The 22,080-nt window shown below is 71.3% G+C and carries 17 protein-coding genes; 5 read left to right on the top strand and 12 right to left on the bottom strand.

What is annotated here, in order from left to right; translation table 11 throughout:
• Nucleotides 1-109: 109 nt before the first annotated feature.
• The 8 genes from K3N28_RS00720 to K3N28_RS00685 all read right to left on the bottom strand — a co-directional run bounded on the left by K3N28_RS00720 (nucleotide 110) and on the right by K3N28_RS00685 (nucleotide 8,175).
• Nucleotides 110-772, bottom strand: coding sequence for an isochorismatase family protein (locus K3N28_RS00720; protein WP_228090556.1), 663 nt, complete (start codon nucleotides 770-772; stop codon nucleotides 110-112).
• Nucleotides 773-854: 82 nt separating this feature from the next.
• Nucleotides 855-1,655, bottom strand: a complete 801-nt coding sequence (locus K3N28_RS00715; protein WP_228090555.1) for a 2,3-dihydro-2,3-dihydroxybenzoate dehydrogenase — start codon at nucleotides 1,653-1,655, stop codon at nucleotides 855-857.
• Nucleotides 1,652-2,839, bottom strand: a complete 1,188-nt coding sequence (locus K3N28_RS00710) for an FAD-dependent monooxygenase (protein WP_228090554.1) — start codon at nucleotides 2,837-2,839, stop codon at nucleotides 1,652-1,654. Before K3N28_RS00710 ends, K3N28_RS00715 begins: the two co-directional genes overlap by 4 nt.
• Before the next feature lie 12 nt (nucleotides 2,840-2,851).
• Complete coding sequence (locus tag K3N28_RS00705) at nucleotides 2,852-4,165, bottom strand: phenylacetate--CoA ligase family protein (RefSeq protein WP_228090553.1); 1,314 nt, start codon at nucleotides 4,163-4,165, stop codon at nucleotides 2,852-2,854.
• The gene (locus tag K3N28_RS00700; protein ID WP_228090552.1) at nucleotides 4,162-4,935 is read right to left on the bottom strand and encodes an amidohydrolase family protein; all 774 of its coding nucleotides are present in this window, start codon (nucleotides 4,933-4,935) and stop codon (nucleotides 4,162-4,164) included. Before K3N28_RS00700 ends, K3N28_RS00705 begins: the two co-directional genes overlap by 4 nt.
• Nucleotide 4,936: 1 nt before the next feature.
• Complete coding sequence (locus K3N28_RS00695) at nucleotides 4,937-6,037, bottom strand: 3-dehydroquinate synthase II (RefSeq protein WP_304608661.1); 1,101 nt, start codon at nucleotides 6,035-6,037, stop codon at nucleotides 4,937-4,939.
• 29 nt (nucleotides 6,038-6,066) lie between these two features.
• Nucleotides 6,067-6,882: a 2-amino-3,7-dideoxy-D-threo-hept-6-ulosonate synthase gene (locus tag K3N28_RS00690; RefSeq protein ID WP_228090551.1), complete on the bottom strand. Its 816-nt coding sequence runs from the start codon at nucleotides 6,880-6,882 to the stop codon at nucleotides 6,067-6,069.
• 21 nt (nucleotides 6,883-6,903) lie between these two features.
• Nucleotides 6,904-8,175 (bottom strand): aspartate kinase, encoded by a 1,272-nt coding sequence (locus tag K3N28_RS00685; protein ID WP_228090550.1) that lies wholly within the window; start codon nucleotides 8,173-8,175, stop codon nucleotides 6,904-6,906.
• Between the two features lie 225 nt (nucleotides 8,176-8,400).
• Between K3N28_RS00685 and K3N28_RS00680 the strand changes: the two genes are divergently transcribed.
• From K3N28_RS00680 to K3N28_RS00665, 4 genes are all read left to right on the top strand, one after another.
• Nucleotides 8,401-10,014: an FAD-dependent monooxygenase gene (locus K3N28_RS00680; RefSeq protein WP_228090549.1), complete on the top strand. Its 1,614-nt coding sequence runs from the start codon at nucleotides 8,401-8,403 to the stop codon at nucleotides 10,012-10,014.
• A complete protein-coding gene (locus K3N28_RS00675) occupies nucleotides 10,011-11,924 on the top strand; it encodes an anthranilate synthase family protein (protein WP_228090548.1) in 1,914 nt (637 codons plus the stop codon). Before K3N28_RS00680 ends, K3N28_RS00675 begins: the two co-directional genes overlap by 4 nt.
• 25 nt (nucleotides 11,925-11,949) lie before the next feature.
• Nucleotides 11,950-13,179 (top strand): 3-deoxy-7-phosphoheptulonate synthase, encoded by a 1,230-nt coding sequence (locus tag K3N28_RS00670; protein ID WP_228090547.1) that lies wholly within the window; start codon nucleotides 11,950-11,952, stop codon nucleotides 13,177-13,179.
• A 91-nt stretch (nucleotides 13,180-13,270) separates the two neighbouring features.
• The gene (locus K3N28_RS00665) at nucleotides 13,271-13,975 is read left to right on the top strand and encodes a DsbA family protein (protein ID WP_228090546.1); all 705 of its coding nucleotides are present in this window, start codon (nucleotides 13,271-13,273) and stop codon (nucleotides 13,973-13,975) included.
• Between the two features lie 68 nt (nucleotides 13,976-14,043).
• Here the strand turns inward: K3N28_RS00665 and K3N28_RS00660 are convergent, their stop codons facing one another.
• The 3 genes from K3N28_RS00660 to K3N28_RS00650 form a co-directional block, all read right to left on the bottom strand.
• Nucleotides 14,044-15,483, bottom strand: coding sequence for an MFS transporter (locus K3N28_RS00660; RefSeq protein ID WP_228090545.1), 1,440 nt, complete (start codon nucleotides 15,481-15,483; stop codon nucleotides 14,044-14,046).
• The gene (locus tag K3N28_RS00655; protein ID WP_228090544.1) at nucleotides 15,480-17,168 is read right to left on the bottom strand and encodes an FAD-dependent monooxygenase; all 1,689 of its coding nucleotides are present in this window, start codon (nucleotides 17,166-17,168) and stop codon (nucleotides 15,480-15,482) included. Before K3N28_RS00655 ends, K3N28_RS00660 begins: the two co-directional genes overlap by 4 nt.
• Nucleotides 17,169-17,295: 127 nt before the next feature.
• Nucleotides 17,296-17,838, bottom strand: a complete 543-nt coding sequence (locus K3N28_RS00650) for a cupin domain-containing protein (protein ID WP_228090543.1) — start codon at nucleotides 17,836-17,838, stop codon at nucleotides 17,296-17,298.
• Between the two features lie 240 nt (nucleotides 17,839-18,078).
• Between K3N28_RS00650 and K3N28_RS00645 the strand changes: the two genes are divergently transcribed.
• Nucleotides 18,079-18,687, top strand: a complete 609-nt coding sequence (locus tag K3N28_RS00645) for a malonic semialdehyde reductase (protein ID WP_228090542.1) — start codon at nucleotides 18,079-18,081, stop codon at nucleotides 18,685-18,687.
• An 82-nt stretch (nucleotides 18,688-18,769) separates the two neighbouring features.
• On the opposite strand, the gene K3N28_RS00640 is transcribed toward K3N28_RS00645, so the two are convergent.
• On the bottom strand, nucleotides 18,770-21,976 hold the full coding sequence (locus K3N28_RS00640; protein WP_228090541.1) for an AAA family ATPase: 3,207 nt from the start codon (nucleotides 21,974-21,976) through the stop codon (nucleotides 18,770-18,772).
• Between the last annotated feature and the right edge of the window lie 104 nt (nucleotides 21,977-22,080).

Here is a 22,080-nt window from a genome sequence, read left to right as displayed (position 1 = left end):
GCAACGGGGAGGGCGCGGCGGACAGCCGCGCCCCCTGTCCACTGCCGCTGTTGTCCGGCCACTCGGCAGCCCTCTCGAACGCCAGGACTGTGACCGCGGTCGACCGCTCCTAGAAGTCCGAATTGGTCAGTGCCGCCGGGCTGCCGACCAGGGCTGCTTCGACGTCCCGCGACCGCACCACGGCCGCGCAGCGCCTGGCCGCCAGTTCGAGGGCCAGACGGTGGTCCTCGGCGGTGAAGTCGGCGACGGCGTCGGCGACCAGGAACGGCTGAATGTCGTTGGAGAAGGCGTCGAAGGCGGTCATGAGACAGCCGATGTGCGCGTACACGCCGCACACGATCAACTGGTCGCGCCCGGCTTCGGCCATCCATTCGGACAGGTTGGTGCGGTGGAACGCGCTGTAACGGTGCTTGCGCAGCACCAGATCCTCGGGGCCGGGCTCGAGGCCGCGCACGATCCGGGTGTGCGCCGGATCGGCGCTCATGCCCGGGCCCCAGAAGTCGCGCAGGAGCCCCCGCTCGCCGGGGGTCGCGTCCCCCCGCTGGGCGGTGAAGGCCACCGGGGCGCCCACGGAACGCGCGGCCGACTGGAGCAGCGCGATGTTGCTCACCACGGTGCTCGCCGGCTCGGCCCCCGAGGGGAACTTGTCCATGAAGTACTGCTGCATGTCGTGAACGAGCAGCACCGCTCGATCGGGCTCCGGCCGCCACTCCACCGCGTTGGGCGGCAGCGACTCTGGAATCCGGTAACCGGCGATGGCGGGAATGGTCATGCTGTTCCTTTGCTTCGCGGGTGGCGGGCGCGGGCGGACCCGCGACGATGCGGGGCCCGCGCCCGAGCGTCGGGCGCGTTCGCTACAGCGACGCGCCTCCGTCCACATAGAGATCGTGCATGGTGATCTGCGAGGCCCGGTCCGAGGCCAGGAACAGGACGGCCTCGGCCACCTGCTCCGGCTGCGCCATGCGCCGCAGGGGGATCCCGACGCGATACGTCTCCATGGAGCCGTCGAGCACGGCCTGCCGGCCGGCGGCGTCGCCGTCCCGCCACATCGCCCGCTGCATGGCGGTGTCCGTGGATCCGGGAGAGACCACGTTGCAGCGGATGCCCGAGCCGGCCAGCTCAAGCCCGAGGCACTTGGTGAACATGACCGACGCGGCCTTCGACGCCGCGTAGGCCGACATGTTCATCCGCGGCACCCCCGCGGCGTTGGAGGCCACCGTCACGATGACGCCGGTGCCCCTCGGCCGCATCAGCCTGGCCACGGCGCGGCTGACGCCGAACACGCCGCGGGTGTTGACGGAGAAGACGAGGTCCCAGTCCTGGTCGTCGAGCTCGGTCACGGGTCCGGTGCGCAGCACCCCGGCCACGTTGACCAGGATCTCGATGGGCCCGAGCTCCCGTTCGACGGTCTCGACCACTGAGTCCACGGCGCCCGTGTCGGCGACGTCCATCGGGAAGCCGGTGACCTTGCCGCCGTGGGCGGTCAGCTCCGCGACGTGCGCGGCGAGCGCGTCGGCGTTGGAATCGCAGGCGGCGACGGCGGCGCCCCGCCTCGCCAGCAGCCGGGCCACGGCCCCGCCGATGCCCTGGGCCGCACCGGTGACCAGCGCGACCTTTCCGGAGAAGTGGTTGTCATCCACAATGGTCTGACTCATTCGACTGCCTCCTTCTCGGCGTGGTAACCGAACAGCCACCCACGCCCCTCCAGACTCCATTCGTCCAGCGCCCGGCGGTCCCGGTCGATCTGCTCCCGGCCGTCGTCCGCGTGGTGGTCCCGTTCGTTCTTCTGCACGAAGCTCTGGACGGTCCGGGTGCGCTCGCGGCGCACCGTCTCGTACCGCTGGAGCGCCTTCGGCAGGTCGTCGGGCGAGACCTGATCCAGGCAGGCGGCCAGCGCGGCGACGTCCTCGACGGCCTGGCTGGCGCCCTGGGCGCCGAAGGGCAGCATGGGGTGGGCGGCGTCGCCGACCAGAGCCAGATTGGGAGTGGTCCAGCCCTGGACCGAGGGCCGGTCGTACAGCGCCCACCGGGTCACCGACTCGGCGGCCTCGAACAGCGCCCGCAGCGGCGGCGCCCACCCTTCGTAATGGGACAGGAGGTCGACGGGGTCGCCCTCGGCGGTCCAAGACTCCTCGCGCCACTCTCCCCGGTCCGGGGTGGTGGCCACGAAGCTGACGAGGCGCCCGTTGTCGACGGGGTAGGCGACGGCGTGCCGGCCGGGTCCGGTGCGGATGAGCACCCGGGGCCCCTCGGGGTCGTGGTCGACCAGGTGCGAGGGCACCACCCCGCGGTAGACGCTGATGCCCGAGAACCGCGGCTCGTCTCCGAGCAGCTGGGAGCGCACGCTGGAGCGGATGCCGTCGGCCGCCAGCACCAGGTCCGCTTCCACGGTGTGGCCGTTGGCGAAGTCCACGCGGGGGCGCTCGCGGTCGACGTCGACGCGCGTGCACTTGAGACCGAGGTGGACGATGCCCTGCGGCAGCCGTTCCAGCAGCGTCTGGTGCAGGTCGGCTCGGCGCAGGACGTAGTACGGGGCGCCGTACAGCTCCTCGCAGGGCTCGCCCAGCGGCGTCCTGCCGATCAGGCTGTCGTCGTCCCAGCGGCGCACCTCCACCGCCCGCGGCCGGGTCGCGACCCGTGCGAGCGGCTCGGCCAGGCCGAGCCGGTGCAGGATCCGCGTCCCATTGGGCGACAGCTGGATTCCCGCACCGATCTCGCGCAGGTGGGTGGCGCGTTCGTATACGTGGCAGTCGGCGCCGATCTCGCGCAAGGCGATCGCGGCGGTGAGCCCGGCGATGCCGGCGCCCACGATGGCCACTCGCATGCCCTCTGGTCCCATTGGAGCCTCCGTTCAGTAGTAGAGGATCGCCTTGCCCCAGTCCTCGTCGGCACCGAAGAGGCTGCGGGGCTTGACGACGTCTCTGATCGCCGTCAGCGTCTCGTGCGGCACCAGCGTCCCGACGGGGACGCCGGTCACCTGGGCGTTCGCGCCGAGAGTGTCGGCGATCGCGGCGGACAGCTCGCCGCAGGCGGCTTCGCGGTGCTCGCCGGGGACCTCGATCTCGACCTCCAGCCGATCGGGGTGGGCCTGGGCGCGCCAGAACAGCACCTCGTAGGAGGCCGGGAGTGAGAAGACCAGCTCCTCGACCTGGTGCTGGGTGACCCGGGCGTCGCCGACGGGGTAACCGAAGGCGGCGCGCCCCAGGATCTTGACGGTCGGCAGCACCCAGTCGCAGTCGCACGCGTCCCAGGAGACCTCGACGAGGTCGGCGAGGTCGTAGCGCAGCAGCGGCATGGCCTTGCGGTACAGCGGGGTGACCACGAGCTGTCCGCGGCCGGCGGGGGCGATGCGGCCGGTCTCGGTGTCGTGCACCTCGAAGATCGCGCGGTCGGCCCACAGGTGCAGGCGGCCTCGCTCGCACTGGCCGGCCAGGCTGCCGGTCTCGGTGGAGCCGAACTCCTCCACCACCGGGACGCCCCAGATCTCGGTGATCCGGGCCCGCCGGGCGGGGCTGAGGGGCTCGCCGCCGACGAAGAACGCCCGCAGGGCCGGGAAGTCGGTGGCGGGGTCGCCGCCCGCGGCGCGGACCGCGGCGGTCCACAGCAGGATCTCGGTGGGCATGGACCAGGTCAGGGAGACCTCGAGGTCGCGGAGCACGCGCACCACTCGTGAGTACGGCATGGCCAGTGACCGGTTGTCCCCGGGCACGACGGTGGCCCCTTCGAGGCGGGCGGCGGCCTGCGCGAGGTGGCCGGTGATCATGAGGGCGTAGGGGGTGCGCACCAGGAAGGTGTCGTCGGGCCCGATCGGGACGATCTTGCGGGCGTAGCGCTCGGCCAGGTCGATCCAGTCGTCGCCGGTGTAGTACGAGGGGGTCGGCGTGCCGGCGGTGCCGCTGGACTCGTGGTAGGTGGCCAGTTCGGCCTTGTCCACGGCGAGCATGCCGAAGGGGTAGTTGTCCCGCAGGTCCTGCTTGGTGGTGACCGGGAGCGTCTCCAGGCCGTCCCGGTCGAAGCCGATGCCCGACTGGAGCCGTTCGGCGTAGAACGGGGATTTGGCGGCGGTGTCGAAGATGCGTGCCAGCTGCTCGTTTTGGAGTCCGCGCAGTTCCTCCGGCGAGGACCACTGGCCCAGCTGCGGCAGCTCGGTGTCGTGACGGTTCATGATTCCTCGATTCCCAGCAGCCGCCTGCCGTTGTGCCAGGCGACGCTGTTCCATGTGTCGGCGCTCAGATCGAGCCCGGCGAACTTGGCCAGTTCGGCGCGGACCGGCTGCAGGGGGTGCTCGGCGGCGAAGACGAGCCGCCGCGGTCCCAGGCGCTCCAGGGCGAGGCGGACGACGGCCGCGTAGGGGCCGCAGGTCTCGAGCGCGATGTTGGGGTGGTCGGCGATCACCGATATCGCGTGGAGGTCGATGAGGCTCACTCCGCCGTGGCCCAGGACGAAGTCGACGTCAGGGAACCGCGCGGCCAGGTCGGCCAGGTCGGCGACGCCGGTGCCGGGCCTGGGCAGGCACACCGTGTACACGGCGTGTCCGCTGTCGCGCGCGATCGCCACCAGTTCCTCCACGCGCGGGTCGTCGAAGTCGAACCCGTGCACGGCGGGTGAGATCTCCAGGGCCGCGAAGTCGTCGGCGGCCTCCTGGTAGGGCTCGGGCCCGGCGTGCGGGTTGGCGAAGTAGATCGGGACCAGTCGCCCCTGCGAGGACCGGCTCGCCGCCAGCACCGCGGCGTTGTCGGCGTCGGCGGTGGAGGCGCCGCCCAGGGCGACCTGCCGGGCCAGCGTCTCCAGGTCGAGCACGCCCCCGGCGGCCAGGCCGGCCGCGGCGACCCCGGACGCCGCCATGGACGCCAGGAGGTCGTCCAGGGCGCCGGGGCGCGGGGTCAGCCGGGCGTGGAAGTCTAGGACGGGGCCGGCCGCCGGTGGCGAGTTCATGTCATTTCTCCAGGCAGAATTCGTTGATGGGGTAGCCGACGTGCCGGTCCTCGGTGGGGAGGTAGCCCAGCAGCTTGTCGCCCGGTTTGAGCTCGGTGCTGTTGAGGACGGCGCCGCCGGGGCCGAGGACCCGCACGTGCCAGTCGTCCTGCATGATCAGGTTGACCTCTTGGCCCGAGGGCGCGACGGCGTCGATGGAGATCAGCGGCCGGGATTCGATCTTGACCCGGCCGACGCTGACCATCCTGGTCTGTCCCTTGACGTCGACGGCCATGACCTTGGAGCCCGAGGTGAGCTCGCTGAGGTAGTTGGTGCGCCCGCCCTGGGACAGCGTGTAGGAGTGGATGGCGCCGGCGTTGACCCGGAACGGGCGTGTCGGCATGTACGGGAGCGGGTGGGTCTCGCTGACGCACAGCACCATCCCCTTGGAGTGCGATCCGACCAGGATGCCCTCGTCCTTGCGGAAATGCGTGCAGGTGTCCACACAGGCCCGGTCGCCCATGCCGATGTGCGCGGTGGCGGTGACGGTCAGCTCGGTCAGTTCGAGCTCGCCCGGCTCGAAGGCCGCGGCGCTCACCAGGGCGGTGGCCTCGCCGACCGTGCGGGGCGCGAGCATGACGCCGTCCGAGCCGTGTTCGAGGACCCCGAAGACGATCTCGGCCTCCTCGACGTCGGCGACGGTGGTGATGATGCTGCCCTCGGCCCCCGCGGCGGCCGCCAGCACGATCTCGAGCGGGATCTTGGTGGGGTCGGCGAAGTCGAGGACGCTCCACTGCCGGCTGCGCGCGGCTTCGCACGCGCGGTCGAGGGATTCGGCGTCGACGATCTCCACATAGGATCCGAATTCCAGCTTGGGGTACTTCTTGGCCAGCTTGGCGGCGTCGCCCCGGCCGTGGGGGAGGATCAGCACGTCGACATCGGCGAGGTCGGCCGGCAGCTCCTTGTCGAGCGCCAGCAGCACCTTGGTGACCGTCGGCGGCAGGTCCTTGAGGTCGGCCGGGTTGGCCGAGGCGATCGCGTTCGCACGCTGGTGGACCGCCTCCTCGATGATGGCCTTCTTGGCCCCTCCGGCTGAGCGAATGTCGATCCAGCACAGTTTCATGGTCGTCCCTTCTCCTGACGTGTTGCGGGTCATCGGGCGGTGGCGAGGGTCTGCGGATCCGGGAGCAGCCGCTGTCCGGCCCTGCCGTGCACGAGGTCGGCGACGGAGCGCGCCATGCGGCCCGGGTCCTTCGCCTGGAAGATGTTGCGGCCCATGGCGAGGCCGGCGGCACCGCCGCTGAGCGCCTGGGAGGCGTACGAGAGCACCCCGTCCGGGGAGTCCTGGGCGGCGCCGCCGGCCACGACCAGCGGGATGGGGCAGACGGCGGTGATGCGGGCCATGGCCTGCACCGACCCGACGTAGGGGGTCTTGACGATGTCGGCGCCGAGGTCGGCGGCCAGGGTGGCGGCGTGGATCACCAGGTCGGCGGCGGTCGGATCGGTGATCTCGGGACCGCGCGGGTACATCATGGCCAGCAGCGGCATGTTCCAGCGGTCGCACGATTCGGCCACGGCGCTCAGATCGGCGATCTGGCGCGCTTCGTCGCGGCTGCCCATGTTGACGTGGACGCTGACCGCGTCGGCGCCCAGCCGCAGCGATTCCTCCACGCCCGCCACCAGGTACTTGGCGTCCGGATCGGGGGAGTGCCGGGTGGAGGCGTTCAGGTGCACGATCAGCGACATGCGGTGCAGCCGTTCGTGCCTGATGTGCCGCATGCTTCCCTTGTGGACGACGATGGCGTCGACGCCGCTCGACACCAGGCTGGCCACGAGCGCGTCCAGGCCCGCCGGCCCCGCCACCGGTCCGTCCGCGATCGAATGGTCGAGGGGGACGATCATGAGTCGGTCGCTGTGGTGGTGCAGCCGTTGCAGCCGCAGTTCGCGAGCGTAGTGGTTGAAGCCCATGGTGCGAATACCTCCATCCCGTTACGGCTTGAGCTCTTCGACGGTGTCGAGCGGTTCGGCGTCGTCGCCGCCCGATTGAGACGCCGTGATGTCGGCGTGGAACTCGCGGTGCAGCAGCCGGACCGCCTCGGCCCTGCGGTCGCGCGCCACCGTCACCGAGGCGCGGTTGGCCGACAGCGCCACCCAGCTGATGTCGATGCCGGCTTCGGCGAGGACGGCGGTGATCCGGGCGATGTAGGCCGGCCGCGCGCGTATCCCCGGTCCGACGACCGACACCTTCGACACGTTCTCGTCGATGACCACGGTCGCGCCCCTGGGGTCGGCGACCTCGCGAAGCGCCCGCCTGACGGTGTCGAGGTTCCCGGCGTCGATGGTGAAGCCCATCCGGAACTCCTCCTCGGCGGGGCCCGACCGGGCCACCAGGTCCACCGGTATCGCGTGGAGCGAGAGCGCCTCCAGGACCTCGGGTGCGAGATCGCGGCCGTGTGGTGAGCGGATGAGCACCCGGGCGACGCGCGGGTCGCAGGCCACGGCGCTGACGGCCGGCGCGGTCTCCAGCGGCCGCCGGGAGACGACCGTCCCGGAATCCCCGCCGGCCGCGTCGCGGACGTGGAGCTCCAGTCCGTGGGTGGCCGCCAGCTGCGCCGACCGCGGGTGCAGCACCTTGGAACCGGCGAAGGCCATCTCCGTCATCACGTCGGGATCGACGTGCCGGAGGATCTGCGCGTCGGCGACCAGCCGGGGGTCCACTGTGTATACACCGTCGACGTCGGTGTAGATCTCGCAGCGGCGCGCGCCGAGGGCGACGGCCAAGGCCACGGCGGTGGTGTCCGAACCGCCGCGCCCGAGCGTGACCACGTCGCCGACGGCGTCGACGCCCTGGAATCCGGCGACCACCACGACCTTGCCCGCAGCCAGTTCGGCCTGGATGCGGGTGGTGTCGATGGAGGCGACGGCCCCGTTCCCGCCGGGGCCGCTGACGTTGATGCCGGCCTGCGTCCCGGTCAGGGACACCGCCGGAACGCCGCACCGTCCCAGCGCCAGGGCCAGCTGCGCGGCGGAGGCGATCTCGCCGGTGCTCAGCAGTTGGTCCACCTCACGCGCAGCGGGATCGGGGCCGCCGGCGGCGGCGGCGAGCTCCAGCAGCTGATCGGTCGTGCCGCCGCGGGCGGAGACGACCACCGGGAACGGCCCCTGCCGTTCGGCTTCGGCGGCGAGGAGCGCGGCAATCCGGGCAATTTTGCCCATAGTCGACAGAGAGCTTCCACCGAACTTTTTCACCACACGGCACATATCGACGTCCCATCGATTGTGGCCCCGCGATCCGATATTCCGTCGGAGCCGTACCGATAACCATGCGTGACGAACGCGCAGCGGACATCACGGTTTCTGGGGATTCGAAGCGACTACGCAACGTGGACGCGAGACTACGAGAATCACGTAGATCTGTGATTCAGCCGATCGCCTTGCGACCCTACGGTCGAAGCAACTCAACGAGGCGACCAGGGAGTATCGGGCGTGGGCAAAAGGGACGATATCACACAATCCAGAATTGTCATCGTCGGAGCCGGTCCGGTCGGATCGATACTCGCGCTGGAATTGGCTCGGCACAATGTACCGTGCACTGTGGTCGAGCGTTCCACCGCGGCTCCGCTGTTCCCCAAAATGGATTACATCAACGGCCGCAGCATGGAACTGCTGCGCCGACTCGGCCTGGCCGAACCGATCCGCGAAGGCGGCGTCGACCGCCAGCACTCGTCCGACTTCCTGTGGATCGACTCGCTGCCGCAGCCGCCGGTCGCGGTGTGGCGGCAGGAGTCCCCGGCCGCCAAGCAGGCGGCGGCCCGCAAGGCCGACGAGGGCACGGCCCCCTTGGAGCCGTACCTGCGGATCGCCGGCGCCCTGCTGGAGGAGCTGCTGCGGCGGCGGCTGCGCGACCACCCCGACTGCACCGTGCTCGAAGGCTGGACCTTCGAGTCCCTGCGCCGCCGAGACGACGGCGTCACCGCCGTCATCGCCTCCGGTTCCCGGACTCGCGAGCTCGCGGCCGAATACCTGGTCGGCTGCGACGGCGCCGGATCGGCCGTCCGCGCCGCGGCCGGGATCGAGTCCGAGTTCGCCGACCAGCCCTCGGAGCGCTGCTCGGTGTACTTCCGCAGCGGCGACCCGGTGCTGCGGCGCTGGGGCCGGGCGTTCATCACCACCTCCTCGCGCGGCATCGCCCTGGTCTCCCGGGACGAGAAGGAGCTGTGGACCGCCTCCTTCCCGGTCGACCCGGACGAGGCGGCCGACATCGACCCGGTGGCGGTCATGCGCGAGAAGCTCGGAGCGGACTTCGCGGTCGACGAGGTGCTCAGCGTGAACCGATGGCACGGGGCCCTGTCGGTGGCCGAACGCTACCGCTCGGGCCGGGTGTTCCTCGCCGGCGACAGCGCGCACCGCTTCTACCCCTTCGGCGGCCACGGGGCCAACACCGGCATCGCCGACGCGGTGGACCTCGGCTGGAAGCTGGCCGCGGTCCTCGGCGGCTGGGGCGGAGCGGCCCTGCTGGACAGCTACGAGGCCGAACGCCGCCCGGTGGCCCTGTTCAACCGGGAGATGTCGGCCAACCTCCTGGAGGTCTGGCGCCGCTACGCCCGGATGTCCGCGGACGGCGCCTCCCGCGCCCATCGGGCCGGATTCCTGGCCAAGGAGGCCTACCAGGCCGACAACACCGGCGTCCACTTCGGTTACCGGTACGAGGGCTCGCCGGTGATCGCCGCCGAGGAAGGCGAAGCGCCGCAATGGGACTGGACCGCCATCGTCCCGAGCACCTGGCCGGGGGGCCGGCCGCCCTCGATCCGGCTCGGCGACGGCACCGCCCTCTTCGACGCCTTCGGCACCGGATTCACGCTCGTGGACATGTCCCAGGTGGACACCGGCAAGGCACTGGTGGCGCGCGCGGTCGAGCGCGGCATCCCCATGACGCACCTGGCCGTCGACGACGCCGACGTCCGCGACGTCTGGCAGCGCGACCTGGTCCTCGTGCGGCCCGACCAGCACGTGGCCTGGCGCGGGAACCACGCCCCTGCGAACCCCGACGCGCTGCTCGACCTGGTGACCGGCGCACCGACTCGGACTGACGAGGCATGATGGACGATCTCCTTGCACAGCTGACCGCCGACCCCCCCGAATGCTTCGCGCTGGTGTACCGACCGCAGTCGACCGGCCGCCGCGAGGTCGAGATCCTCACCGGCACCGCCGGAAAGGCCTCGCTGCTGGGCGACCTGCCTCCGGTGGAACCCGGCGGCCGGCTGCTGGCGGTCATCCCCTACCGGCAGATCACCGAGCTCGGGATGCCCTGCCACGACGACGGCGAGCCGATCCTCACGATGGCGGTGGAGCGGCACGACCGGGTCTCCCCCGAAGCCGCCGTCGCCGCGATCGACGACTGGCCGACCGCGCCCGCCGACCCCGAGTTCGACATCGACGACAGCGCTTACGCCGACCTCGTCGGCAGGGTGCTCGACTCCGAGATCGCCACCGGGCAGGGCGCCAACTTCGTCATCCACCGCACCCTGCGGTCCCGCCTCAGCGGCGGCCCGGTCCCGACGCAGCTGCTGTCGGCGTTCCGGCGGCTGCTGCTGGCCGAGTCCAGCGCCTGGTGGACCTTCCTGATCCACACCCCCGACCGCAGCTTCGTGGGCGCGAGCCCTGAGCGGCACGTCAGCCTCGATCGCGGCACGGCCGTCATGAACCCCATCAGCGGCACCTACCGCTACCCGCCCGGCGGCCCGCGCCTCGAAGAGGCGGTCGAGTTCCTCGGCGACCAGAAGGAGACCGACGAGCTCTACATGGTGGTCGACGAAGAGCTCAAGATGATGGCGAAGGTCTGCCCCGACGGCGGGCGGCTGCGCGGCCCCTACCTGAAGGCCATGAGCAGGCTGGCGCACACCGAGTACCTCATCGAGGGCCGCACCGATCGGTCCCCTGCCGAGATCCTGCACGGGACCATGTTCGCCCCGACGGTCACCGGCAGCCCGCTCGATAACGCGTTCAACGTGATCGCCCGCCACGAGAGGGGCCCGCGCGCCTACTACTCCGGCGTCGCGGCGCTCATCGGCTGCGACGGCGACGGCGCCGAGAGCCTGGACTCGGCCATCCTGATCCGCACCGCGGACGTGGCACCGGACGGCGACCTGCGCATCGGCGTGGGCGCGACCCTGGTCCGCGGGTCCACCGCGGCCGGCGAGGTGGCCGAGACGCGGGCCAAGGCCGCCGCCATGATGGCCGCCTTCGGCGCCCGGTCCGCGCTCGACGATCGAACCGCCGGCCCCGGGGCTCAGGTCGCCGCGCCGGCGGATCTGGCGGACCACCGCCTGGTGCGGGAGGCGCTGCGCTCGCGCAACCGGGGCATCGCCGGATTCTGGCTGCACGGCGACGGCGCCCGGCCTGAGCCCGCCCCCGAACTGCTCGGCAGGCGCGGCCTGCTCATCGAGGCCGAGGACGCCTTCACCGCGATGCTCGCGCTGCAGCTGCGCGCCCTGGGCACCGACATGACCGTCCGGCGGTTCAGCGAACCGGCCGACCTCGCCGGGTACGACTTCGTGGTCCTCGGGCCCGGGCCCGGCGATCCGCGGGACCTCTCCGTCCCCAAGATGGCCGCCCTGGACCGCATGGCGCGCCGGCTGCTGCGCGACCGGACGCCGCTGCTGGGCGTCTGCCTGGGCCACCAGATGATCGCGGGCGCACTCGGGCTGCGGCTGCGGCGCCTGGAGCGGCCCAACCAGGGGACCCAGTCGCAGATCGACCTGGCCGGCGAGCGGCACCGCGTCGGGTTCTACAACTCCTATGCCGCCGTCAGCCACACCGACACCGCGGTCAACCCCTTCACCGGCGGGCCGCTGACCTTCAGCCGAGACCCCGGCTCCGGCCGAGTCCACGCCATGTGGGGCGGCAACGTCGCCGGCGCCCAGTTCCACCCGGAGTCCGTGCTCACCGAGCACGGGCCGGTCATCCTGCGAAGCCTGCTCGCCCGGGTGCTGAGCACCAGCGGCGCGTAGACGTCCCGAAAGGCAGCCACGGACCATGACAACCGTCGATCTTCCCCTCCGCACCGGCGATGCCGGCCCTCTGGCCGAGGTGTTCTTCGCCGCGGTCGGATCGGTCACCGGCTCGGCCGCCCAGCAGCCGCAGTGGGCGCACCACCCCGATTTTCCCGCCGTCGTCCGCGAACTGTCGGCCGCGCCGCCCCTGGTCCCCGGCTCGGAGGTGCTGGCGCTGCGGCGGACCCTGGCCGAAGCGGCGAGGGGGCGGGCGCGGCTGCTCCAGGCCGGTGACTGCGCCGAGAGCTTCTACGAGTGCACCGTCGCGCACACCAGGGCGAAGGCGGCCACCGTGCACCGGATCGCCGAGCGCCTCGCCGAGCGCACCGGGGACCGGGTGATCCGCATCGGCCGGATCGCCGGCCAGTACGCCAAGCCCCGCTCGCAGGACTTCGAGACCGTCGACGGCGCCCGGCTGCCGTCGTTCCGCGGGCACATGATCAACGGTGAGGTTCCCGACGCCGCCGCGCGCCGCCACGACCCGCGCCGCATGCTGTGGGCGTACCAGGCCTCCGCCCGGGTGATGGACGGGCTGCGCGAACTGCCCGTGGAGAGCGCGCTGTGGACGAGCCATGAGGCCCTGGTGCTCGACTACGAGATGGCGCTGCTGCGGGCGACCGCCGACGAGACCGGCGCCCGCGGCGTCTACATCGGCTCCACGCACCTGCCTTGGATCGGCAAGCGCACCGCAGCGGTCGACGGGGCCCACGTCCGCTTCCTCTCGGGCGTCCTCAACCCCGTGGGCTACAAGGTGGGTCCCGACGTCGCGGCGGCGGACCTGGTGCGGCTGTGCGCGGCCCTCGACCGCGACCGCAGTCCCGGACGGCTCGTGCTCATCTCCCGCATGGGCGCCGGCCGCATCGCCGAGCGCCTGCCCCGCCTCGTCGCGGCCGTCCGCGAGGCGGGCCATCCCGTGGTGTGGCTGTGCGATCCCATGCACGGCAACACCACCACCGCCACCGCCTGCGCCGGTCGCAAGACCAGGCACTTGGACGACCTGATCGCCGAGGTCAGGGCCTTCGAGTCCATCCTGCGCGACGCCGGGGTGCCGTCGGGGGGACTGCACCTGGAGACCGCCGGCGAGGCGGTCACGGAGTGCCTGGGCGGCAACGTGAGCGACGAGGCCATGCTGCGGCGGCGCTATACCACCTTGTGCGATCCGCGACTCAACCCCGACCAGGCGGCCGAACTGGTCGACGCCTGCTACGGCTGACCGGACGCGACGATCCCGGATTCACGTGATGCCCGTCGGGGAGCGGTCCGCGACAATCGCCTGGACACCGACGATGGAGGCGAACGAACGCATGGCAGGCATCGACACCGACCTGGTCCACCCCGACCCCCGCGTGATCACCGTGTGGTCGGACCTCGGCTGCCCCTGGGCCAGCCTGGCGCTCCACACGCTGCACGCCGCGGCGGCACGGCGCGAGGTCGACCTCCTGATCGACCACCGGGCCTTCCCGCTCGAACTGTTCAACCGCATGCCCACCCCGAAGTACATTCTGGACGCCGAGGTGGTGGCGGTGGCCGGGCACCGGACCGAGCTGGGCTGGAAGGCGTGGTCGGCGTCCGCGGCCACCTACCCGGTGACCATGCTGCCGCCGATGGAGGCGGTGCAGGCCGCCAAGGACGAGGCGATCGGCGGTCTGCGCGGCGGCGACGAGCTCGACGCGGCACTGCGCCGCGCCTTCTACGTCGAGTCCCGCTGCATCAGCATCCCCTCCGAGATCCTCGACCTCGCCGCCGAATGCGAGCACGTGGACGCCGACGCGCTGGCCGCGGCGCTGGCCGCGGGCGCCGGGCGTAAGGAGCTGTACCGCCAGTGGGAGGTCGCCGAGACCCCGCGGGTGCAGGGCAGCCCGCACCTGTTCACCGCCGGCGGACGCGCCGCGCACAACCCCGGCGCCGAGTACCACTGGACCGGCCGACCCGACCAGGGCGGCTTCCCGCGGCTGGAGCGCTACGACCCGCAGTGGGCCGAGGACTGGCTCGACGACCTCTTCGGGTGAACGGCGAAGCGCCTTGCGATTCGGGTGCGCACCCGAATCGCAAGGCGCTCTTCATGCTCGCCGCACTGTCAGGCGGGGCGCCCATGCCGCGGCAGCAGCAGGCCGGCCACCGCGATCGCCAGGCCGAGCCCGGCCGCCAGGAGGAATACCAGGCTGTATCCCGCGGAGAGCTCCTCGGCCGCCGAGACGCCCTCGCCGGCCTCGGCCGCGGCCCTGGCGCCGGCCGCGGTGGCGAGCACCGCCAGGCCCACCGAACCGCCCACCTGCTGGGCCGTGGTGGCCAGCCCGCCGACGATCCCGGCGTCGCCTGCGGGGGCGTCGGCCGTCGCCGCCGCCATGAGCGTGGGGAAGACCAGGCCGATGCCGAGCGCGATGAGCAGCGTCGGCCCGAGCACGCTGACGAGGTAGCCGCTGTCGGCGCCCGCCTGCGCGAGCCAGCCGAACCCGGCCAGGAAGCACAGGCACCCGGCCAGCACCAGCGGACGCACTCCGGTCCGCGGCAGCAGCGGACCAGCCCAGCGCGCGACCACCAGGAACATCACCGCCGCGGGCGTCTGGCCGAGACCGGCCTCCAGCGCCGAGTAGCCGAGCACGTTCTGCATGAACAGCGACGTGAAGTACCACATCGCGATGGCGATCCCGCCGAACAGCAGGATCATGACGCCGCCGACGGCCACCGAGCGGATCTTGAACAGCCGCAACGGCATCATCGGCTCGGCCGCGAAACGCGCCTCGACCGCGACGAAGACGGCCAGCAGCACGGCGCCCGCCGCGACCGGCCCGAGGACCGTGACCGACCCCCAGCCCTGGTCGGCGCTCTGCATGACCCCGTAGATGAGCGCGGCCAGCCCGGCCGTGCCCGTGATCGCGCCGGTGAGGTCGAGCGACGCGCGGCCCTCGGCTCGGGTGGCGGCCAGGGAGAACACGGCCAGCGCGATCAGCGCCGCGCCGATCGGGACGTTGATCAGGAACACCCCGCGCCACGAGATGCCGGTGGTGAGGGCGCCGCCGACCAGCGCTCCGGCCATGCCGCCGACACCGCCCGCGGCCGACCACGCGCCGAATGCGCGGGCGCGGGCGCCTTCCCCGGTGAAGGCGGTGTTGATGACCGCCAGCGTCGCCGGGGCCATCATGGCCGCGCCCACGCCCTGCGCGATGCGGGCTCCGACGAGGAGGCCCGGGGTCATGGCCACGCCGGCGACGAGGCTCGAGGCGGAGAACACGAACAGTCCGGCGATCAGCATGCGGCGCTGCCCGAACAGATCGGCGGCGCGGCCGCCGATGAGCATGAATCCGGCGAAGGTCAGCAGGTAGCCGTTGACGACCCACGCCAGGCCGGTGTGGCTGAAGCCGAGTTCGTCCTGGACCGCGGGCAGGGCGACGTTGACGATGGCCGCGTCCAGGATCACCATGAACTGGCAGACGCACACGAGCGTCAGGACCGCCCAGGCTGGAGCGGTCGTCGGCCCGGTCCGGTCTCGGGTCGGCTTGGGCACTTCGGTCGTCACGGACGCCTCCTGAATGTCGAATGCGGTTCTGCGGTGCTTCGTTGGGGGTGTTGCATGTCGGAGTGGCCTTCGGCGGCGCCCCTGACCCGGTCGACGACCGCCGCGGGGTCGGCGGGGGCGCGGTCGCCGCGCCAGGCGACGTGCTGGTCGGGGCGGATCAGCACCAGGTCGCGTTCCCACAGTTCCCGCACCGGGCCCTCCTTGACCGTGACGTGGCGGACCGGCAGGCCGCGCTCGTCGGCAGCGGCCAGCAGGGCGTCGGCCTCGCCGTCGCCGACCGTGTCGAGCAGGGTGAAATCGGGTCCGAAGTGGTCGAACAGCTGGGTGCCGTCGGCGAGCAGCAGGCTCGGCGGCCGCGCGCCCGGCCAGGTGCTGGGGGTGTAGCGCAGCGGGTCGGCATCGGGCTCGTCGGTGCCGTCGTCCCAGACGATCGGCGAGCGGGCGTACCGGTAGTCGAGGTAGACGCCCTCGTAGGTGTTCTCGCCCGGCTGGTCGCCGAGGAAGTCGCCGAGCTCAGCGGCCGTCGCGCCCTCGTCGCGCAGGCGCATGTGGTGGAAGTGCACGTCGAGGTGGCGGCGGGACATGGCCATGTTGCGCAGTCCCACGGGCCGCCGCTCCGCCTCGTAGCTGTCGAGCAGCCCGGGGCCGCCGAAGCCTCTGACGACCGCCGCGAGCTTCCAGCCCAGGTCGACCGCGTCGCCCGCCCCGGTGTTCATGCCGTGGCTCCCGGAGGGGAACATCTGGTGCACGGCGTCGCCCGCGAGCAGCACCCGGCCGGACCGGTAGCGGTCGGCGATCAGGTACTGCGGCCGCCACAGCGAGCTCACGGTCACCTCGTCGATGGACACGTCCACATTGAGCAGCGAGCGGATCCAGGCGGCCGGGTCCTCCGGCGGCGGGTCGAAGTCGGACTGCCGCATGGCGTGGAAGGACCAGGTCCCGGCCTCGTCGAGCGAGATGATCACGTAGCGGCTGGTGAAGTAGTGCCAGAAGTAGCCGTGCCCGAACAGCCGCTCGGTGTCGGTGCTGCGGAAGGTCACGGAGTATGCGGCGGGCAGGTCGCGGACCCCGCCGCCCTCGCCGTCGGCGATGCCGCCGCCGGTCAGGGGGATGCCGACGGCCCGGCGGACCGCGCTCGAGGCGCCGTCGCATCCGGCCAGGTACCGGGACCTGACCGTCCGGGCGGTGCCGCCGGCCAGGTCCTGGAAGGTGCTGGTGACGCCGTCCTCGTCCTGGGTGAGCGATTCGAACCGCCAGCGGAGGCGGACGTCGATCAGCGGATTGCGGCGGCAGTGCTCCAGCAGCACCGGTTCGAGGTCGGCCTGCGAGATCCGCTGGTAGGGCTGGCTGGGCTGGGTGCCGTCGTTGCGCTCCCGGATCCGGCGCCACCGGTCCTCGACCGAGGGCTGGCGCCAGACCGCGAGCCGTTCGCCGTCGAGGCCGGTCGACCAGATGACGTCGAAGGCGAATTCGGGGGGCACGCCCGCCCGGCGGATGTCGTCGGCGAGGCCCAGCCTGGCGTGGTGCTCCATGGTCCGGGGGTTGGTGAACTCCATCTTCGGGTGCACGGTGGGGCCGGCGTTCTGTTCGGCGAGCAGGCACGCCACACCGTGATGGGCGAGTTCCAGCGCCGCCATCATCCCGACCGGACCGGCGCCGACTACGACTACGGGGACGTTGTCCATGCGTCTTTACCTTTGCTGCTACCGAAGTGACATGCGAAAGTGTTCAGGGGCCGCCCGCGATGCCACATCACGCGTTCATGGGATTTCGGGCGCCGGCCCGGGCCCCACGCCCGGCCGGCGCTCGGGGTCAGGACAGGAGGTCGTCGATGGATCGGACCACCGGCGTCAGCTGCTCGGTGTGGTGCTCCTGCCGGATCACTTCCACCGCCCGGCGCAGCTCCTCCTCCTCGGTCGGGGGCGCGGCCATGAGGTCGGCGATGGCCTGCTGGTAGTGCTCGTGGCCGGCGGGGGTGGCGACGAGCAGGAACCGCATCGGCTTCTTCCCGGGGTTCCTGAAGGCGTGCGGGCAGCCCTTCGGCACGTACATCACGCTGCCGGGGGTCGCCCGGTAGGCCCGGTCGCCGTCGGCCGACTCCCACTGCGTCCACGAACCGGGCTCGCTGGTGCGCTCCTTCGGGTTGAAGGCGAACAGTTCGACTTCGCCTTCGAGCACGTAGAAGACCTCTTCGTGGGTGTCGTGGATGTGGGCTCCGACGTCGAACCCGGGCCCGAACCTGCACTCGACCGCCAGCAAGTTCGGCGTGTGAATGTCCCCCACCTTCAAGGTCACCTGGTCGCCGATCGGCTTGCCTTCGCCGGGTGCCAGCGTGAATCCGTCGGGCACGCTCATGTCCGCTTCCTTTCGAATCGCCTGCTCGCCTCTGCCGAAGCGACATCGAAAGTGTCCGGGGACCTGCGCCCGCGCCACATCACACGTTCAAGGGATCTTGACCGCCGAGCGGTCCGCCGCGGCGGGGCCCCGGCCGGGATCACGTGAATGCGTGATGCGATTACCCGCGTGCGCCGGCGATAGTGGAGGCGCCACGCCAGTGGAGCCGCCCGCGACCACCGAGCACGAGAGGACATCCACATGACCGCAGAGAACGACGGCCTGCTGCGTCTGGAGGCCGCCGCTCAGGACCTCCTGTTCCGGGAGGCCCGCACCGCCAACGCCTTCACCGACGAACCGGTCTCCGACGCCCAGATCCAGGCGATCTACGACCTGGTGAAATGGGCGCCGACCTCCTTCAACCAGCAGCCGCTGCGCGCGCTGCTGGTGCGCTCGGCCGCGGCGCGCGAACGGCTGGTCAAGCACATGTGGGACTCCAACAAGGACAAGACGGCCAGGGCGCCGCTGTCGGTGGTCCTGGCCGCTGACTACAACTTCCACGAGAACCTGCCCGAGCAGTTCCCGGTGTTCCCCGAGGCCAAGGACGTGGTCTTCGCCGACCGCGAGGTCCGCGAGACGGACGCGTTCCTCAACGGCGCGCTCCAGCTCGGGTACTTCATCCTGGGCGTGCGGGCCGCGGGCCTGGCGGCCGGTCCGATGACCGGAGCCGACATGGAGGGGCTGCGCGAGGAGTTCTTCACCGACGACCACCGGGTGCTGGCCGTGGTGAACATCGGCAAGCCCGCCGAGGACGCCTGGTTCTCGCGCCTGCCGCGCCTGGAGTACGGCCGGGTGTTCACCGAGGTGTGAGGCGCCGAGCCTCCTCACCTCCGTTTTCGACGGATACGCGCACCACCGCAGCGGGGCCCGGTCACCGGGCCCCGCTGCGGTGTCAGCCGTTCCGGGCCTCGGCCTTCTGGGCCGACCCGAGGGCGTCGTACTCCATGACCCAGCGCGACAGGCTCACCCGGTTGTTGATGCCGAGCTTCGTGAACGCGTGCCGCAGGTGGCTGTCGACCGTGTGGCGCGACAGGAACAGGGCGACGCCGACCTCGCGGTTGGTCATCCCTTGCGCCACCAGCCTGGCCACGCGCAGCTCCGACTCGGTCAGCGGGCAGCCGTGCGACCTCGTGCCCGGAGCGGCGCCGCGGCCCGTCCGGCGCCCGGGCGCCCCGAGGAACTTGAGCTTGTCGGCGACCCGGCCTGCGCCGAGGAGGGCCCCGCAGTCGAGATAGCGGCGCCTCGCCTCCTCCAGCAGCTCACGGCCGGCTTCGGGGCGTCCGGCGTCGAGTTCGGCGATCGCGGTGTCCTCACAGGACTCGGCGGCGGCGAGACCGCGCAGCCCCGAATCGAAGATCTCCACCGCGCGCCGGAGGGCGTCGACGTCCGCCTCGAACAGGCCGCGCGCGTGGAAGGCCGCGCCGCTCAGCGACCGCACCTCCGGGTTGCGCTGCGCCAGATCGGCCAGCGCCTCGACCACCTTCGCGGCGGCGGCCCGGTCGCGGCGCTTCAGGGCCAGGCGGACCAGGAAGGGTCCGACGGTAGGGTCCTGCGTCAGCACCAGCCGCCGCTTCGGAATCGCCTCATAGAGCACCGACACCTCCGCCATGGCCGTCTCGGGGCAGCCGTCGGCGTCATGGGCCATGGCCGCGGCCAGGGGGTAGTCCTCCATCCGGGAGCCTATGCCGTCGTCCACCAGTTTCCTGGCGTCGTCCAGCAGTCGCCAGGCCTGCTGCATGTCGCCCTCGCGGACCGCCACTTTGATCAGGGTGCTCAGCAACGGCACGCTGAGCGCGTACGCGGTCATCTGCTCGGCCCTGAACAACCCCGCCTCGGCTTCGGCCTTCGCGTCCGCGAGTCGGCCGCGCGCCATCCACAGCTCGGCCTGCAGGTAGTAGTACAGCGGCTGAGCCCAGGCGGTGCCCAGCTGCTCGGTCTCGCTGCAGGCCAGCTCCAGTACGGAATTGGCCTCGGTGATCCGGTCGACCATCATCAGCGCCTGCCCCAGCCAGAGACGCGGGTGCCAGTGGACGGACTCGCCGCCGTGGCTGTCGGCGACCCGGACGGCCTCGTGGGCCTGGCTGAGCGCCGCCGCCAGGTTGCCCTTCGCCTGCTCCACGGTGATCAGGGCCGTCAGGCAGAACACGTGGGCGCCGTGAGCGTCGGCCTCAGTCGACAGGAGGACGCCCTTGCCGGCGATCTCCTCGACGTCGTCGATGCATCCGGCGTTGAGCATCGCGTGGGCCCGGATCGCGTGGAGCTTGGCGGCCTTCGCCGTCGTCAGGCCGGCCTTTTCCAAAGCGCGGCCGGTGTAGTCGACCACGGCCAGATCCTGCCCCGCGTGCTTGAGCGCCTCGGCCAGCCCCAGCAGGATGGCCGCCTCGACGGTGACCGGCAGCCCAGGGCGCAGCATCGATTCGCCCAGTTCGCGGGCCTGCCGCAGCCGTCCGACCGAGGCCAGCAGCCTGACCGCCTCCACCGCGATGGCGGGCCGTTCGGTGTGGTCCTCGTCGAGCAGTTTCAGCACTTGACACAGTATGTCGGCCGCATGGCCCGGGGCGGTCATGGCGATCTGGTCGACGGTCTGGAAGGCGATCTCCACGGCCTGAGAGGTGCCGCCGCGCCCGCTGCGGATGAGGTGGTCGATGATCTCGGCAGGAGACCTGCCCTCGGTGCGCAGCACCTCGGCGCTCTGGCGGTGCAGGATCTCCCTGACCGGCGCCGATATGCGGCGGTAGACCGCCTCCCGGATGAGCTCGTGGCGGAAGGTGAGCTCCGAGCCGTGCGCCACCAGCACGTCGGTCCGCTCGGTCTCGGCCACCAGCGGCACCACCTCCGTGGAGTCCATGCCCAGGAACCGGGAGATCTCGAAAATGTCGAAGGGTCTGCTCAGGACGGCCCCGACCTCCACCAGCCGCCTTGCGTCCGTCGACAGTTCCCCGAGCCGGGTGTCCAGGATGCGGGTGAAGCTGTCGGGCACGTCGTCGGTGATCAGCTTGGCCTGCGAGCCGTCGACTCGGATGCCGCCGTCGGATCGGACGCTGCCGAGCAGTTGCCGCAGCAGGAAGGGGTTGCCGCCGCAGCGGTTGGCCATCGCCAGCAGCGCGTCGCTGGGCCGGGCGCCGAGGAACTGGCGGCAGAAGACCGCGGTGGCGTCTTCGGACAGCGAGTCCAAGGTCATCCGACCGGCCGAACCCTCGGCGAGGTACAGGACGAGGCGCTGCCCAGGGGTCTCCACGGGGAGGTCGCGCTTGGCGAAGATCCACGACACCGGAGAGCCGGACAACTGGGGGATGAGCACACGCAGGGCGAGCACCGTCAATTCATCCGCCCATTGAAGATCATCAATTGTGATGAGGAGGGGATGTTCTCGCGCATACGACTCGATCACTGCGCCCAATTGATCGACCAGCAGGAACCGGTTGGTGTCGGGGCCGCCGATGCTCGCCAATTCCTCCAAGATCGGAGGGTCGCAGGAGCGAAGCGAAGTCAGCAGCGTGGTCAATGGCGCGGCCCGGTCGATTGCAGTGGCCATGCCCGCCGCGACGGTGATGCCGCTGTTGACCGCCTGCTCAACCGCCACCGAGAGCATGAGGCTCTTGCCGATCCCGGGAGGCCCCTCGATGACCAGGCAACGTCCCTCTCCCTCCAGCAACGCGGTGGAAATCTCGCGCAACTGCGCCAGTTCGGAGTCTCGCCCAACGATACGTTTCATGCGGGTGTCGTTCCTTAGCTGGAGGTGCCGGTTCTCAGTTCGCCTTGTGACGGGTTTGCGTCTCAGTGCAGCAGGGAATTGACCTGTTTTTCGGTTGAATTGTGCATCGACCATCGGCTGTGGTTCATGGGCGCAGTGGGGCGCGAGAAACTTCTGGTTCAACTTGTGACAGGCGGAGAACGTCCTGACCCATCTCGAACGAGTGTATCGGACCAGATCAAAACCAATGGTCCTCAAAGTCCTCCGCCCGGCCAGTCGGGGCCGAACGTCTCGGTGCGGCCCGGCAGAGCGAACAGGTCGCAGCAGGCCGTGGAGGCCGAGGCCGACAACAGTACGTGCATGGCGTTCTCGGAGCGGCCGGCGTCTCGTGACGGCGCTGATCATCTTGACCGTGTGGGCCTTCGGTGGTCGTTCGGCTCGTCACTTGGTCACCGGCAGGGCGGGGGTGGAGATCTCGACGCCGTCGCCAGTGAGTGGGCGCCATCCCA

Origin of the sequence: Glycomyces sp. TRM65418 (assembly GCF_019710475.1) — a bacterium.
Taxonomy (GTDB): domain Bacteria; phylum Actinomycetota; class Actinomycetes; order Mycobacteriales; family Micromonosporaceae; genus Glycomyces.
The sequence above is the reverse complement of the archived record's forward strand: the minus strand, read 5'-3'. Positions and strand labels throughout refer to the sequence as shown.